16 protein-coding genes are annotated in these 14,318 nt (G+C 70.4%); 10 read left to right on the top strand and 6 right to left on the bottom strand.

The features are described 5' to 3' along the window. Nucleotides 1-68: 68 nt before the first annotated feature. Nucleotides 69-1,373 carry a nucleotide-binding protein gene (locus tag SK571_RS38415; RefSeq protein WP_319989025.1) on the top strand — a complete coding sequence of 435 codons (1,305 nt, stop codon included), beginning with the start codon at nt 69-71 and terminating at the stop codon, nt 1,371-1,373. A 54-nt stretch (nt 1,374-1,427) separates the two neighbouring features. Here SK571_RS38415 and SK571_RS38410 read toward each other — a convergent pair whose 3' ends face one another. Beyond that, nucleotides 1,428-1,595 (bottom strand): hypothetical protein, encoded by a 168-nt coding sequence (locus SK571_RS38410; RefSeq protein ID WP_086667950.1) that lies wholly within the window; start codon nt 1,593-1,595, stop codon nt 1,428-1,430. Between the two features lie 56 nt (nt 1,596-1,651). Further along, nucleotides 1,652-1,858: a BldC family transcriptional regulator gene (locus SK571_RS38405; RefSeq protein ID WP_030473853.1), complete on the bottom strand. Its 207-nt coding sequence runs from the start codon at nt 1,856-1,858 to the stop codon at nt 1,652-1,654. A 586-nt stretch (nt 1,859-2,444) separates the two neighbouring features. Between SK571_RS38405 and SK571_RS38400 the strand changes: the two genes are divergently transcribed. From SK571_RS38400 to SK571_RS38360, 9 genes are read left to right on the top strand one after another with little or no spacing between them, the layout of a single operon-like run. Next, nucleotides 2,445-2,909 (top strand): Lrp/AsnC family transcriptional regulator, encoded by a 465-nt coding sequence (locus SK571_RS38400; RefSeq protein ID WP_030478192.1) that lies wholly within the window; start codon nt 2,445-2,447, stop codon nt 2,907-2,909. Nucleotides 2,910-2,913: 4 nt separating this feature from the next. Next, nucleotides 2,914-3,183 carry a DUF4229 domain-containing protein gene (locus SK571_RS38395; RefSeq protein WP_319989024.1) on the top strand — a complete coding sequence of 90 codons (270 nt, stop codon included), beginning with the start codon at nt 2,914-2,916 and terminating at the stop codon, nt 3,181-3,183. A 26-nt stretch (nt 3,184-3,209) separates the two neighbouring features. After that, nucleotides 3,210-4,298: an L-cysteine desulfhydrase Cds1 gene (locus SK571_RS38390; RefSeq protein WP_319989023.1), complete on the top strand. Its 1,089-nt coding sequence runs from the start codon at nt 3,210-3,212 to the stop codon at nt 4,296-4,298. Between the two features lie 55 nt (nt 4,299-4,353). Continuing rightward, on the top strand, nt 4,354-4,659 hold the full coding sequence (locus SK571_RS38385; protein WP_319989022.1) for a hypothetical protein: 306 nt from the start codon (nt 4,354-4,356) through the stop codon (nt 4,657-4,659). Then, nucleotides 4,656-7,946, top strand: coding sequence for a hypothetical protein (locus tag SK571_RS38380; RefSeq protein WP_319989021.1), 3,291 nt, complete (start codon nt 4,656-4,658; stop codon nt 7,944-7,946). Before SK571_RS38385 ends, SK571_RS38380 begins: the two co-directional genes overlap by 4 nt. After that, on the top strand, nt 7,946-8,362 hold the full coding sequence (locus SK571_RS38375; RefSeq protein WP_319989020.1) for a hypothetical protein: 417 nt from the start codon (nt 7,946-7,948) through the stop codon (nt 8,360-8,362). Before SK571_RS38380 ends, SK571_RS38375 begins: the two co-directional genes overlap by 1 nt. Continuing rightward, on the top strand, nt 8,359-9,342 hold the full coding sequence (locus SK571_RS38370) for a hypothetical protein (protein WP_319989019.1): 984 nt from the start codon (nt 8,359-8,361) through the stop codon (nt 9,340-9,342). Before SK571_RS38375 ends, SK571_RS38370 begins: the two co-directional genes overlap by 4 nt. A gap of 1 nt (nt 9,343) precedes the next feature. Continuing rightward, a complete protein-coding gene (locus SK571_RS38365; RefSeq protein ID WP_319989018.1) occupies nt 9,344-9,790 on the top strand; it encodes a hypothetical protein in 447 nt (148 codons plus the stop codon). After that, nucleotides 9,790-10,191: a hypothetical protein gene (locus SK571_RS38360; protein ID WP_319989017.1), complete on the top strand. Its 402-nt coding sequence runs from the start codon at nt 9,790-9,792 to the stop codon at nt 10,189-10,191. The genes SK571_RS38365 and SK571_RS38360 overlap by 1 nt, the downstream gene beginning before the upstream one ends. A 6-nt stretch (nt 10,192-10,197) precedes the next feature. On the opposite strand, the gene SK571_RS38355 is transcribed toward SK571_RS38360, so the two are convergent. The 4 genes from SK571_RS38355 to SK571_RS38340 all read right to left on the bottom strand — a co-directional run bounded on the left by SK571_RS38355 (nt 10,198) and on the right by SK571_RS38340 (nt 14,241). Further along, a complete protein-coding gene (locus SK571_RS38355; protein WP_319989016.1) occupies nt 10,198-11,070 on the bottom strand; it encodes a 1,4-dihydroxy-2-naphthoate polyprenyltransferase in 873 nt (290 codons plus the stop codon). A 47-nt stretch (nt 11,071-11,117) separates the two neighbouring features. Next, the gene (locus tag SK571_RS38350) at nt 11,118-12,218 is read right to left on the bottom strand and encodes an SH3 domain-containing protein (RefSeq protein WP_319989015.1); all 1,101 of its coding nucleotides are present in this window, start codon (nt 12,216-12,218) and stop codon (nt 11,118-11,120) included. Nucleotides 12,219-12,296: 78 nt separating this feature from the next. Next, nucleotides 12,297-13,328 carry an o-succinylbenzoate--CoA ligase gene (gene menE / locus SK571_RS38345; protein ID WP_319989014.1) on the bottom strand — a complete coding sequence of 344 codons (1,032 nt, stop codon included), beginning with the start codon at nt 13,326-13,328 and terminating at the stop codon, nt 12,297-12,299. Between the two features lie 10 nt (nt 13,329-13,338). Beyond that, nucleotides 13,339-14,241, bottom strand: coding sequence for a 1,4-dihydroxy-2-naphthoyl-CoA synthase (locus tag SK571_RS38340; RefSeq protein WP_319989013.1), 903 nt, complete (start codon nt 14,239-14,241; stop codon nt 13,339-13,341). Between the last annotated feature and the right edge of the window lie 77 nt (nt 14,242-14,318).

Raw genomic sequence — 14,318 nt, 5'->3', positions numbered from 1 at the left:
GTTGCGTACCGTCGCAACCTGGGGGTCGGGGAAGTCTCGGTCCCTCTTGCTCAGGGAGGGCCACAGCGGTGACATGGCAACCACCGGGTGAGGAACAGGGCTCCGGCCCGCAGTACGTCGACCCGCAGGCGGCGGCCTACCTCGACCCGCAGCAGTCCGGCCCGCAGCACGTCAGCGGCGGCCAATCAGGCCCGTACAACCTGGCCGGCCAGTCCGGCGCCTACCAGGTTCCCGGTAACGCCTCCGGTCCGTACCCGGTGCCCGGCAACGCGTCGGGTCCGTACCCGGTGCCCGGTTCGCAGTCCGGCGCGTACCAGGTGGGCGGCGGCCAGTCGGGTGCTCATTCGGTGGGCGGCGGCCAGTCGGGCCCCCACCACACCGACAACACCGCGCAGTACGGCCACTTCGCCGGCCAGCAGTACCCGAACAACTTCCCGCAGCAGCAGTACCGCTCGCAGGCGCAGGAAGTCTCGTCGCAGCAGCTGATCAAGAAGGAGAAGCGTCCGCCGACGTCCGGCTGGCGCAAGTCCCTGCACTCGATCACCGGCGGCGCCATCAACCTGGGCGAGAGCCCGGCCGACGTGCGGCGCCGTGAGCTGATCGCGCGGATCAACCAGCCGCTGCGCGGGTGCTACAAGATCGCGATGCTGTCCCTCAAGGGCGGTGTCGGCAAGACCACGACGACCACCACGCTCGGCTCGACGTTCTCGTCGCTGCGCGGTGACCGAGTGGTCGCCGTCGACGCGAACCCCGACCGCGGCACGCTGGCGTTGAAGATCCCGCGGGAGACCACGGCGACTGTGCGTCACCTGCTGCGCGACGCCCCGCGGATCACGAAGTACAGCGACGTGCGCGCGTACACCTCGCAGTCACCCGCACGGCTCGAGGTGCTGGCGTCCGAGCAGGACCCGGCCGTGTCGGAGGCGTTCAGCGAGGACGACTACCGCCGCACGGTGGCGTTGCTGGAGCACTTCTACAACATCGTGCTGACCGACTGCGGCACCGGCTTGATGCACTCCGCCATGAAGGGCGTGCTGGACGAGGCGGACTCGCTGGTCCTGGTGTCGTCCGGCTCGGTCGACGGCGCGCAGACGTCGGCGGCGACGCTCGACTGGCTGGAGGCACACGGCTACCGCGACCTGGTCGCGAAGTCCGTCTGCGTGATCAACTCGGTGCGCCCGAAGTCGGGCAAGGTCGACCTCGACAAGCTCGCCGCGCACTTCCAGCAGCGATGCCGTGCCGTGGTCCGCCTGCCGTTCGACGCGCACCTCGAAGAGGGCGCCGAGATCGCGCTGGACCAGCTCGCGCCGGAGACCCGTCTGGCCTTGCTGGAACTCGCCGCAGTGGTCGCGGACGACTTCCCGCACTCCTGAACGGGTTCTCGACAGTGGCGGAAAGGGGTCCTGGAACCAGGGCCCCTTTTCCGTTCACTCGTCGCGCTTGCGCTGCTCGTCGAGCTTGCGCAGGAACTCCGGGTCGTCGTCGGGCGCGATCACCTTGCGGCCTGGGGTGTACTCCGAGTGCTGCGGGGCGAACGCTCGCCACACGAGCACAGCCACGGTGAGCGCACCGATCACCGCCAGCAGGTAGATCATCGTGTCGCCACCTCCCTTTGCCACGAGATTACCCGCGGCACAGGGGTAATACGGTTTCAGTGGCGAACGGGTTCAGTTGCCTCGGTCGTGAGCTCCGACAGCAGAGCCTTCACCTCGGTCTCACGGAACCTGCGATGTCCTCCAGGGGTGCGGATCGAGCCGATGCGACCTGCGGTGGCCCATCGGGTCACGGTCTTCGGGTCGACCCGGAACAGATTGGCGACTTCCCCAGGCGTCAAGAGCCGCTCGGTGGCTGCAGTCACTCGTCCTCCTCAGATCAGACGTTCCGGTCTGATCGTGGCATCTGACCCATCAGGTACTCGAACGCTTGTTGTTTGGTAAAGAGGTAGTAAGGGACGAGCAGGGCGAACCGGACAGGGTTTGACGGCCGCTGCTTCGCAGACGGCGGCGAGTTCGCCGGGAAGTCGGTCGTCCGGGCCCCGCTTCGCGCCGAATCGCCTTCGGCGGTTGACACGAAGAGGGACCCGGACGACCGACGCGAACTCGCAGCTCAGGCGAGGGCGGCCGAACGGGTGGCTGGTGTAGCTGGATGACTGGTGGGAAGTCGCGGCTGGTGTGGCTGGGTGGTCGGTGGAGTCGCGGCTGGTGTGGCCGGGGGGTCGGTGGAGTCGCGGCTCATGTCGGGACGATCAGGGCGAACCGGACATGTGGGCGCACATGTGCTTGACCTGCTGGTTCGCGAGTTCGCGTCGGTCGCCCGGTTCCCTCTCCGGGGTCAACCGCCGCAGGCGATTCGGGCCGAAGCGGGGGCCGGGTGACCGACTGCCCGGCGAACTCGCCGCCGTCTGCGGAGCAGCGGCCGTGTACCGGCCATATACCCTCTCGCGGGTGGATGCTCTTGATCGGCAGATCATCGCCGCCCTGCGGGCCAACGGACGGGCCACGTACGCCGACCTCGGCAGGCAGGTCGGCCTGTCCGCGTCCGCCGTGCACGAGCGGGTCGGGAAGCTCGAGTCCAGCGGCGTGATCGTCGGCTACCACGCCGTTGTCGACCCCAGTGCGGTCGGACTGGGCGTGACCGCGTTGATCGGCATCCACCCCACCGACATCGCGGACGACAACGAGGTCGCGGTCGCGCTGGCCGAGCTCCACGAGGTCGAGTCCTGCTACCGGGTCGCGGGCGACGAGTCGTTCATCGTGAAGGTCAGGGTGTCGACGGTGGACGACCTGGAGCGTGCTCTCGGGCGGTTGCGGCGCATCCCCGGTGTGGCCCGCACGCGTACGACCGTGGTGCTCTCCACGAGGTTCGAAGGGCGCCCGAACACCGGTGACGAAGAAGGCGACGTAACCTGAACGGGTGCTCGCTCGTGATGTGACGCTCTACGTCCTCGCCCGCCTCGGCCTCGTGGTCGTGGTGATGGGCGCGCTCATGTTGGTGAAGGTTCCTCTGCTGCCCGCCCTCGCCGTGGGCGTTGTCGTGGCGTTGCCGGCCTCGTTGTTCATCTTCAAGGGGCTGCGGCAGCGCGTCGCGGTGGGCTTGGGCGAGCACCAGGCGGCGCGCAAGGCCGAGCGCGACAAGCTGCGCTCCGAACTGCGTGGTGACGAAGGTCCTCTCACCCAGGCATAGGCCGTTCGCGCGGTTATCGTGCCGCTGTGAGTACCTCCGTTGACCGCGTTTGCAGCAGGACCAGGCACTGGGTGTGCGAGGCCGTCGGGATCATCGAGGCGGACGCGAACCGCAGCGCTGACACGCACCTCCTGCGCTACCCGTTGCCGCTCGAGTGGGGCATCGACCTCTATCTGAAGGACGAGTCGACGCACCCCACGGGGTCGTTGAAGCACCGGTTGGCGCGCTCGTTGTTCCTCTACGCGATCTGCAACGGCTGGATCACCGGTGGCACGCCCGTGATCGAGGCCTCCTCCGGTTCGACGGCGGTGTCCGAGGCCTACTTCGCGCGGCTGCTGGGGCTGCCGTTCATCGCGGTGATGCCCCGCTCGACCTCGGCGGAGAAGGTTGCGCTGATCGAACGCCAGGGCGGCAGGTGCCACTTCATCGACGAGCCTTCGGCGCTCTACGACGAGTCGCGCCGGCTGGCCGCCGAGCTCGGTGGCCACTTCATGGACCAGTTCACGCACGCCGAGCGCGCGACGGACTGGCGGGGCAACAACAACATCGCCGAGTCGATCTTCGAGCAGATGAGGCTGGAGCCGTCGCCGGAGCCCGACTGGATCGTCGTCGGCGCGGGCACGGGCGGCACGTCCGCCACGATCGGCCGGTACATCCACTACCAGAAGCTGAACACGCGCCTGGCCGTCGTCGATCCCGAGCACTCGGTCTTCTTCGACGCGTGGCGCGACGGCAACCGCGACCTGGTCGCCACGAGGGGCTCCGGCATCGAGGGCATCGGCCGGCCGCGGGTGGAGCCGTCGTTCATCGGCGAGGTGATCGACCGGATGATCAAGGTGCCGGACGCGGCGTCCGTCGCGACGATCCGGTACGTCGAGGACCTGCTCGGCCGCCGGGTCGGCGGATCCACCGGCACGAATCTCTGGGGAGCGTTCCAGATCGTGGCCGAGATGCGGCAGTCTCGCACTCGCGGGAGTGTGGTGACCCTGTTGTGCGACGGTGGCGAGCGTTACGCGAACACCTACTACGACGACACATGGGTATCGGCACAGGGCATGCACCTCGCCCCGTGCCTCGAACGCCTGAACAACTTCCACCGCACGGGGAACTGGTGACGAGAGCTGTGCGTCACAGCGTGACCTGAGCACCTGAGTCCGCAGGGGGGACGCTGTGTCGTCGCTGTTCACCGACGCGGCCGAGTTGCGCGCGTACGCCGAGTACCTGCGCACCGAGGCCAAAGAGTTCGAGACGATCCGCAAGTACGTCCACGCCACTGCGTGCGACAAGGCGGGCTTCACGGGCCTGCTCTCGTTGCTGCAGCCGGGTGTGGACGTCGTGCGGGCGCTGTTCGACGAGTCGCTCGACTTCGGCAAGTCGAAGCTCGAGGGCACGGCCACGGCGGTGGACGCGACGGCGAAGGTCTACGAGGACATCGACGCCGTCCAGCGGCGCATCTTCGACGGGTTGCTGAAGTGACGACGGCCTACCAGTCCCCGCGCCCGGTCGCCGCGTCCCTCAAACAGCCCGAGGTCGACACGGCGTCGCTCAACGACGTCCTGCGCGACCAGGGCTGGGGCGTCCAGGCGGTGAACTGGGTGTTCGAGGCGGTGACCGGCGAGAGCCTGGTCGCGGCGATCATCACGCCGATCACCGGCGACTGGTCGAAGATCCGTGCCGACGGCGACGCGTGGCGCATGGTCGGCAACGCCATGAACGACGTCTCGTACAACCTCACCGACGCCGTGGGCAAGGTGCGCGACCACTGGGACGGCGACGCCGCCCGCGCCCACGAGAAGTACATCGCGCTCGGCTGGAAGGCCGGACTCCTCGCCGAGATGGGCGTGGCCCAGCTGATCGCGAAGGGCTTCGACACCGTCGCGTCCGGCGCAGAGGCCCTCGGCAAGCAGGCCGCGCGCCTGCTGGACTACCTGGTCAACAAGCTGCTGGAAGCCGCCGCCACCGTCTGGATCCCGGTGGCCGGCTGGATCAAGGCCGCCGAGATGGTCTGGAACGCGTACCAGATCTACCGGCGCGTCATGGACATCATCGACACGGTCCAGAAGCTCATCTCCGACGTGAAGGCGCTCTTCGACGCCGTCGGCCGCGTCTTCTCCGCCATCGGCAAGCTGAAGGACGCCGACTCCCTGGCCGAGGCCATGAACGCCACCCAGGAAGTGGCCGAGGCCGGCCGCGACGTCCGCAACGCGGTGAACGACATCCACGACGACTTCTCGTCCATCAAGGAGTCGGCCACCGAGATCGCCGACCGCGGCAACGACATCGGCTCGAAGGTCCGCGAGGTCTACACCCCGCCAGGCGGCACGGAGGACACCAAACCCGCCGCCGTCTCCGCGGTGGCACCCGGCGGCGCGCCGGCAGCGGCCCCGCCGGCCCTGCCCTCCTCCCCGGACGCTCCGACCACCACCCACGCGGCAACCGCGGCGGGGCCCGCCGCGTCGGCACCACCCTCGCTGGGCGGAGGCGGCGGTGGCGTTCCGACCGCCATGCCCGGCTCCGGCTCGGGCGGCGCTCCGTCCGGCGGTCACTCCGGCTCGCCCGGTGCCCCGATGCGCCCGGACACCACGCACGCGGCAGGCGCGGCCCCCGCCGCGGCCCCGCCGTCGTCCCACCAGACCCCCATGGGCGGCGCGATGCCGATGGGAGCCCCGATGGCCCCCGGCGCGGGCGGCGGCGACCAGACCAGGAGCTCCGGCTCCCGTCCCGGCGCGGGCGGCGTCCCGGCGTTCCCCAGCGCGGGCAGCCCGACCGGCACCCCCAAGCCCACCGGCCTGCCCACGCCTCCCGGCCACGGCTCAGGTCTCCCCACCCCGCCCAACCAGGGAACGCCGCCCGCCGGCACCCGTCCCGGTTCGGGCCTGCCCACGCCGCCGTCCGGCCCCGGCACGTCGGGCAGCCACCCGACGCCCGGTTCGGGCACGCACCCGACGCCCGGCTCGGGCTTGCACTCGACTCCGGGCTCCGGCTCGCACTCGACCCCGGGTTCGCACCCGACTCTGGGCTCCGGTTCGCAACCGGCTCCGGGTTCCGCGGGAACGCACCCCGGTGGTGCGGGCCTGCCGACCCCGCCGAACTCGGGCGCCCCCGGTACTCACCCGACGCCCGGCGGCGCAGGCGGCCTCCCGACGCCACCCGAACCCCCGAGCGCCAGCTCCGGCATGACAACGGCCCCGCCTCCCACCAACACCGGCGGCGGTCTCCCGTCGCCTCCCGGCCACCCGGCCCCGAGCGCGGGTGGCGGCTTGCCTTCGCCTCCCGGACATCCGGCTCCCAGTGCGGGTGGCGGTCTGCCTTCGCCTCCCGGACACCCGAGCCCCACCACGGGCGCGGATCACTCGACGCCGTCCGGCACCACGCCGAGCGACTCGTCGCCCTCGCGCCCCCACGACGGCGGCACGCCGGCCGGTGGCGGTCTGCCTTCGCCTCCCGGACACCCGAGCCCCACGACGGGCGCGGATCACTCGACGCCGTTCGGCACCACGCCGAGCGACTCGTCGCCCTCGCGCCCCCACGACGGCGGCACACCGGCCGACGGCGGCACGCGTCCCCACGACACCACGCCCAACGGGTCGACGGACACCAAGCCGCACGACGCACCGGACAGCACCAAGCCACACGACACCGACCCGAAGCCCCACGACGCTGACGCCAAGCCGCACGACACCGACCCGAAGCCACACGACGCTGACGCCAAGCCCCACGACAGCGACCCGAAGCCACACGACGGCGACGCCAAGCCCCACGACACCGACACCCGCCCCGACGACACGAAGCCGCACGACACCGACGCGAGCGGCGCCGAAGACGTCCGGCCCGCCGACCCCCAGCCCGGCCAGGACAACACCCCGGCGGGCCACGACACGGACCCCAAGCCCGGCAACGACGACGCCACCCCCGGACACAACGGCGACGGCGACGGCGGCAGCACCCCGCCGCACACCGGCCCGGACCTCAAGGGCCACTTCGACGCCGCCGCGATGGCCGCGCAGGGCCAGGGCTACCAGCACCAGCTGGACCAGATCCTGCCCAACCCGGCCGACCGCGACCGCTACGTCGAGCTGAGCCAGAAGCTGTCCACCGACCTGAGCGCGGACGAGGCCCGGCACGTGGCCGACGTCCGCAACCAGATCAAGGTCGACACCGGCGACATCGTCACCAAGGCCCTCAACCAGAGCGCCCTCAGCACCTACCTGCCCGACCAGCCGCACGCGCCCGGCAGCCAGAAGGAGACCTGGCAGAACCAGATGGGCGGCTCGGTCGCCCGCGGCCAGGACGTGGTCGACGTCAACACCCCGCAGGGCCTGCGGGACGGCCTCGCGCTCGACGACAAGGGCAAGGGCTGGACGCCCATCCCCGAGGGCGCGCCGAACGCGATGCAGCTCCGCTACGAGGTCACCGACCAGAACGCGGGCGCGCACAACGTGCCGTTCGGCGGGCCGAAGAAGGACGTGCCCGACTACAACATGGTCGGACCGCACCCTGAGGGCGCGTACCAGTCGCCGCAGGAGCAGGCGCACTACGAGGCGTCGCAGCAGCAGATGGCGGCGGCCGGCGGGTCGACCAAGGTCTACGACGGCTACGACCCGTTCACCGGCACCGGGTACACGATGGGCGGGATGCCGGAGTGGCGCGTCGACGGCGGCACACCGTTGCCCGATCGTGCCGAGATCTGGCAGGTCAACGCGGACGGAACTGAGAAACTGCACGCCGTGTACGACCGCAAGTTCGGCTGGACGAAGCTCTGATGACCTACTACTCCCAGGAGATGGCCGAGTACCGCGGCGAGGTCTACTTCGCGGGCAGCGAGGGGAACGACGTCTGGATCCGCAAGATCCCGGGCGTCACCTACGCCAACGCCGAAGGCTTCCAGACCTACGGCAACCGCGAGCTCAAGACGGTGGCCGTCGCGGACCTCGACGCCTGGTACCGCGAGACGATGAAGGCCACCTGGCGCGGGCAGCCGTTCAACATCATCAGATCGGACGGCGGCAAGGCTGAGGCCGGGTACGCGGGCGGCGAGTACGTGTGGGCCGCGCAGAACGGGCTCGAAGGCGACCAGTACAACGGCTACACGGCCACGCTCGACGTCGACGAGCTCACAGACGTGCAGGTCGACCGCACCGATTTCCTGGCGCGGTGGAAGGAGAAGAACCCGGGATGAGCACCCCTCAGGCCGTGCGCAAGGCGGCCGGCATCGGGCCGGAGACGATCCTGCAGAAGATCGTCCACCCCGCGATCGCGCAGCTCTACCTGGGCAACGTCGTGGTGCCCGGCAAGTTCGAGCCGCACCGGGCCGCCGGGTTCGTGACGCGCGGGCAGGACTTCCCGCAGGGCACCTCCGACCAGTTCGCGGAGGTCTTCGGCGTCGACAAGGTCGCGGACTGGCCGAAGGGCACGCAGTACCTGCTGCGCTTCCTGGCCCACACCACCGAGCTCTTCGACACGAGCTTCGGCGGCCCGACGCTCGACGGCGCGCGGAAGATGGGCACCACCCGCGTCTACCCGCTCCCGTTCACCGGCACGGGGTACACGCCGAGCGCCAACCCCGTCCCCGAGTACGTCATGGAGCTCGCGGAACTCCCAGCGGGCACGGAACTCTGGCGCTTCGAGCCGGACGGCACCGGCCGCAGCGTCGGCAAGTACGTCAACCGGCAGACCGGCTGGATCCCGACCGGTGACGTCGGCTTCGGTCCCGGGAAGTACTGGCAGGCACCGGTTCCGCACCGGCCGACCGTCCGTCGTGGACTGATCGGCAGGTACCGGGGCCAGGACTTCGACGTCGACTTCGGGCCCGCACCCGGATCGGTCCTCCTGCACCCGCTCGCCGGGCAGCCCGCGCCGCCGGACTTCACCGAGGAGGGCGGCGTCCAGTTCCTGGAGGTGCCGGACGCGGTCGTCGAGGACCTCCAGCTCGTCCGGACGCTCTGCACTTACCGGGGCGCGGAGTTCGAGATCATCGGCGTTCTCGGCGAGCAGGCCGTGCTGCACTTCGTCGGCGAGAACTGCGAAACGGCGCAGCGGCTCGGTCTGTCCGAAGTAGACTTCCGGCAGTGGCGCACCCTCGCTCAGCGCAACGAGGTGAGTGACATCCGCGGTGACGCCAGGCCGATCCAGCGCGGGCTCTTCGCGAGGGAGAACTGAGATGACCACCCCGAACGACAGCTGGAAGTCCGCGGAGCTGCGAGCGGCCGAGGCGCAGGTCGACGCGCGCTTCAAGGAGGCGCAGGACCTCGCGAACCGCCTCAAGGAAACGCCGCTGCCGCCCGTCCCGCCCGTCGACTTCAAGGCGATCGCCCAGCAGGTCGAACGGGCCGCGCAGGAACGGGACGCGCCCGAACAGCTCAAAGCGTTGAAGCGCAAGGTGGACGCGGGCGAGTTCACCTGGGAGGACGTCGTCTCCGGCAAGGCCGCGCAGGATCCCGACGTGCAGGCCATGCAGCAGGAGAACGTCAACAAGATGAAGCAGGCGTTCCAGATGCTGCAGGAGGGCATGACCGCCGACGAGATCATGGAGGCGCAGCGGCCGCGCAGGGACGGGGACGACGGTGACCAGCTCGACCCCGACATCTTCACGGAGGACAAGTGGTGATGACGGCCTGGCGGACACCGGACGTTCTCGCGGCGGAGGACTTCTTGAAGAGCGCGGTCGCCGAGGCGGACCGCGCGATGCGGACCGCCCAGCAGAATCTCAGGGGCAAGGAACCGTCCACCGAGGACATCCGCAGGGTGATGCAGTTCGCCAAGTCCAGCGATGCCTCACCGGCGATGCGTCAGCTCGCGGACCGCATCGCCCGCGGTGCGGGCCTGAGCTGGCGTCAGGTCCTCACCGGCGAGGCGGCCCACGACCCGCTGGTGCGCCAGGCACTCGACGCCGACCGCGCCAGGCTGGACGAGCTGATCAAGGGCGAGACGGCCCCGCCGCCACCCCCGCGCAGGCCCGCCCGAACGGACGACGACGAGCCCGTGCAGTTCACCGAGGACGCCTGGTGACCGGACTCAGTCCAGCACCAGACCGGCGCTGACCAGCACGGCCCAGGCCAGCATCGCGATCCCGGTGAACTGCAGCACCGGGATCAGGTCACGGCCGCCACGTCCGGCGGCCACCCGCCGCACGGCAGGGAGCAGCACCGGCGCCGCGAGGAACCCGAGCAGCGCGTACGGCACCCGCACGGTCATCCCCAGCGCGATCAGGAACGGCACGGCCACCAGCGCCAGGTACAGCCTGCGCGTGTCCTTGTCGCCCAGCACCACGGCCAGGGTCCGCTTGCCCGACACGGCGTCGGTCGGGATGTCGCGCAGGTTGTTCGCCACCAGCACCGCGGCCGAGATCGACCCCATCGCGATGGACGCCCCGATGCCGATGCCGGTGATCTCACCGGTCTGCACGTACAACGTGCCCAGCACCGCGGCCGGGCCGAAGAAGAGGAACACCGCGATCTCGCCGAGGCCCGCGTAGCCGTACGGACGCTTGCCGCCCGTGTAGAACCACGCCCCGAGCATGCACACGGCACCGAACCCGAGCAGCCACCAGTACCCGGACAACACGACCAGCACGACACCGGCCACCGCACCTACGCCGAGCGAGATGAACGCCGCCAGCCGCACCTTCGACGCCTCGGCCGCACCCGACCCGGTCAGGCGGAACGGCCCCACCCGGTTGTCGTCCGTGCCGCGGATGCCGTCGGAGTAGTCGTTCGCGTAGTTCACGCCGACCTGGAACGCCACCGAGACGATCAGCGCGAGCACCGTGTAGAGCACGTTGAACTCGTCGATGTGGTGCGCCGCAGCGGCTCCCACGACCACCGGTGCGATCGAGTTCGGCAGCGTGCGCGGGCGGGTCCCCTGGATCCACTGGACGACTGAGGCCATGCCCCACATCCTCCGGTATGGCTCCTGAGGACCCGCCAAGGGGTGTATCAGCAGGCAGTGGCGCCTGAGACGCCCGCCACGTACGCCTTCGCGATGTGCTTGCCGGACGCGATGCGGTACCAGACGTTCGACGTGCCCTGCGTGCCCGACACCGACTCGCCCGTGAGCTGGCACGTCACCCTGACCTGCGCGTAGTTCGCGGCCAGACCCACCTGCGACGACGACGAGTTCGCGCCGCTGCGGACGTTCACCGTGCCGTTCGCGGCGGCGGTGCGGACCGTCCCGACAGGACCGGAACCGGTCCACAGGTACGTCACGGTCACCCAGGAGTTCGTGGTCAGCTTGAGACCGTCCCAGAAGGTGCCGTCGGCGAGGTCGATGCCCGCCGGGTTGGCGACCTCGCGCCCGAACTGGTCCTTGCCGCCGTTGTAGTTGTTCTCGTACGCGGCCTGCGCCTCGGGCTTGCCCTGCGGCAGGTCCTTCCACATCTCACGGGTCGCGGACGGGTTCCAGTAGTCGTCCTTGGTGTTCCACGGGCCGACGTCCCACACGGGCGCCCATTCGCAACGGCCGTTCGACGCGCACACCTGCACGCTGTAGTTGCCGGAGTTCTTGGCCGCCAGGCCACGCCGCGACGGCAGTGCCACGAAGTGGTCGCGCGAACGGATCACGTGCCCGTTCGCCGTGGTGCCACCGACGAGGCCCTCCCGCGTCGCGTACACGCGGTACGAACGTCCAGCCGCCGCAACGGAAACGTCGTCCGCGGCCACGGTCGCGGGCACCTGCGTCGCGGTCAGCTTCACACGCGATGCTTTGCCACTGCTCAAAACCACGCGGGTCTCGATGGTGGACGTGGTCACCGGCAACGTCGCCGGCGCCTCCAGCCACTCGGTCCACTGACCGTCCGCACGCAGGCCGCGCACGTCGACGACACCATCGCCGGTCACCGCCGCCGTGACCGCGTTGGCGGGCTGGGCGAGTCTGTGCGAGCCGAGCTCGATCAGACCCGTGGGCGGGGAACCACCCCACGTGACGGCACGACCGCTGACGTCGGCGGTCCACTCGTTCGAGGCCGGGGCCGCCTGGGCGGGAGACGCCAGTCCGGCCACCAGAGCGGCGCCCGCGACCAGCGGTATCAGGTAGCGCATGAAGAAACCCCCATCGCTAACGCGCACGGCTAGGTTTCCGCACGCTTCGCGGCGAGGGTTGTCCTCAGCGGTAAAGGTTCACCTAAAGAGGTCGACAACAGCCGTTCGGTCGACTTTGCCGGGCCCGCGCAACGGCAGCTCGTGCACGAACCGCACCAGCTTCGGCGCCGCCGCCCGTCCCACGGCCTCGACGACCGCGGCCCTCAGCTCGTCGACCGAAGGCTCCACCCCGCGCGCGACGACGGCAGCGGCCACGACCTGGCCCCACTCGTCGTCCGGCACGCCGACCACGCACGCCTCCAGCACGCCCGTGACGGTCGCCAGAGCCCGTTCCACCAGCACCGGAGGGACCTTCTCACCGCCCGTGACGATCACGTCGTCCGCGCGTCCCAGCACCTCCAGCCGCCCGTCGCGCAGCCGTCCGAGATCCCCGGTGCGGAACCACTCGCCGAACGGCTCCGGGTTGCCGCGATAGCCCAGCGCCAGCACCGGCCCGCTGATCTCGATCAGGTCGTCGGTGCGCAACGAGACGTTCCGCAACGGTTCGCCGTCGTACACGCACCCGCCCGACGTCTCGCTCATGCCGTACGTCGTGACGACCTGCACGCCCAGAGCGCGCGCCTGCTGCAACAGCGTCGGCGGGGTGGCGGCCCCGCCGATCAGCACGCCGTCGAACTGCCGCAGCGCCTCCAGGCCCGGCCCCTCGCCCACGACGAGCCGGGAGAGCTGGGTCGGCACGAGCGCCGTGTAGTGGCGTCCCGGCTGGGCCAGCACCGGCCGTGCGGCCTGCGCGAAACCCATGGCGCGGAAGCCCTTCGACATGTCGAGCACGCCGGGTGTGGTGCCGGCGACGATCGACCGCACCAGCACCTGCGCGCCGGCGATGTGGCCGGTCGGCAACGCCAGCAGCCACGTGCCGGGCCCGCCCAGCCGCTCGTGGGTGGCCTCCGCGGACGTCGTCAGCGCGTCCGCGTCGAGCAGCACGGTCTTCGGCTCGCCGGTCGACCCGGAGGTCGGCACGCCGAGCACGGCACGCTTCTCCCAGCCGTCGAGCGGGCCGTCGACCAGGGGTTCGCCACCGGCCAGCGCCGCGCGCAGTTCGTCGAGCATGGGCACCTGCTCAGAAGTAGTACGGGTAGTTCGACCAGTCCGGGGCGCGCTTCTCCAGGAACGAGTCGCGGCCCTCGACCGCCTCGTCGGTCATGTACGCGAGCCGCGTCGTCTCGCCGGCGAAGATCTGCTGTCCGACCAGACCGTCGTCGATCAGGTTGAACGCGTACTTCAGCATCCGCTGGGCGGTCGGCGACTTGCCGTTGATCTCGCGCGCCCACTGCAGCGCCGTGGTCTCCAGCTCGGCGTGCGGCACGACCTCGTTGACCGCGCCCATCTTGTACATGTCCTCGGCGGAGTACGTGCGGCCGAGGAAGAAGATCTCGCGGGCGAACTTCTGCCCGACCTGCCGGGCGAGGTAGGCCGACCCGTAGCCGCCGTCGAACGAGCCGACGTCCGCGTCGGTCTGCTTGAACTTGGCGTGCTCGGCGCTCGCGATCGTGAGGTCGCACACCACGTGCAGGCTGTGCCCGCCGCCCGCGGCCCAGCCGGGCACGACGGCGATGACGACCTTCGGCATGAACCTGATCAGCCGCTGGCACTCCAGGATGTGCAACCGGCCCGCGCGCGCCGGGTCGACGCTCTCGGCCGTCTCACCGGAGGCGTACTGGTAGCCGCTGCGGCCACGAATCCGCTGGTCACCACCACTGCAGAAGGCCCAGCCGCCGTCCTTGGGACTCGGGCCGTTGCCGGTCAGCAGCACGCATCCGACGTCGGACGACATCCGCGCGTGGTCCAGTGCCCGGTACAGCTCGTCCACCGTGTGCGGCCGGAACGCGTTGCGCACCTCGGGCCGGTTGAACGCGATGCGGACGGTGCCCTGGTCGAGCGCGCGGTGGTACGTGATGTCGGTGAAGACGAAGCCCTCGATCGGCTTCCACAACGACGGGTCGAAGAGCTCCTGATCTGCCACGGACCAGACTCTAGTGCCGCGACCGGCAACCTTCGCCGCGCCTTCCGGCGTTCAGCAGGGCGCCTCGCGGCACCGGC

Source organism: Lentzea kristufekii (assembly GCF_033949925.1).
In the GTDB taxonomy this organism is placed as follows: domain Bacteria; phylum Actinomycetota; class Actinomycetes; order Mycobacteriales; family Pseudonocardiaceae; genus Lentzea; species Lentzea kristufekii.
The sequence above is the reverse complement of the archived record's forward strand: the minus strand, read 5'-3'. Positions and strand labels throughout refer to the sequence as shown.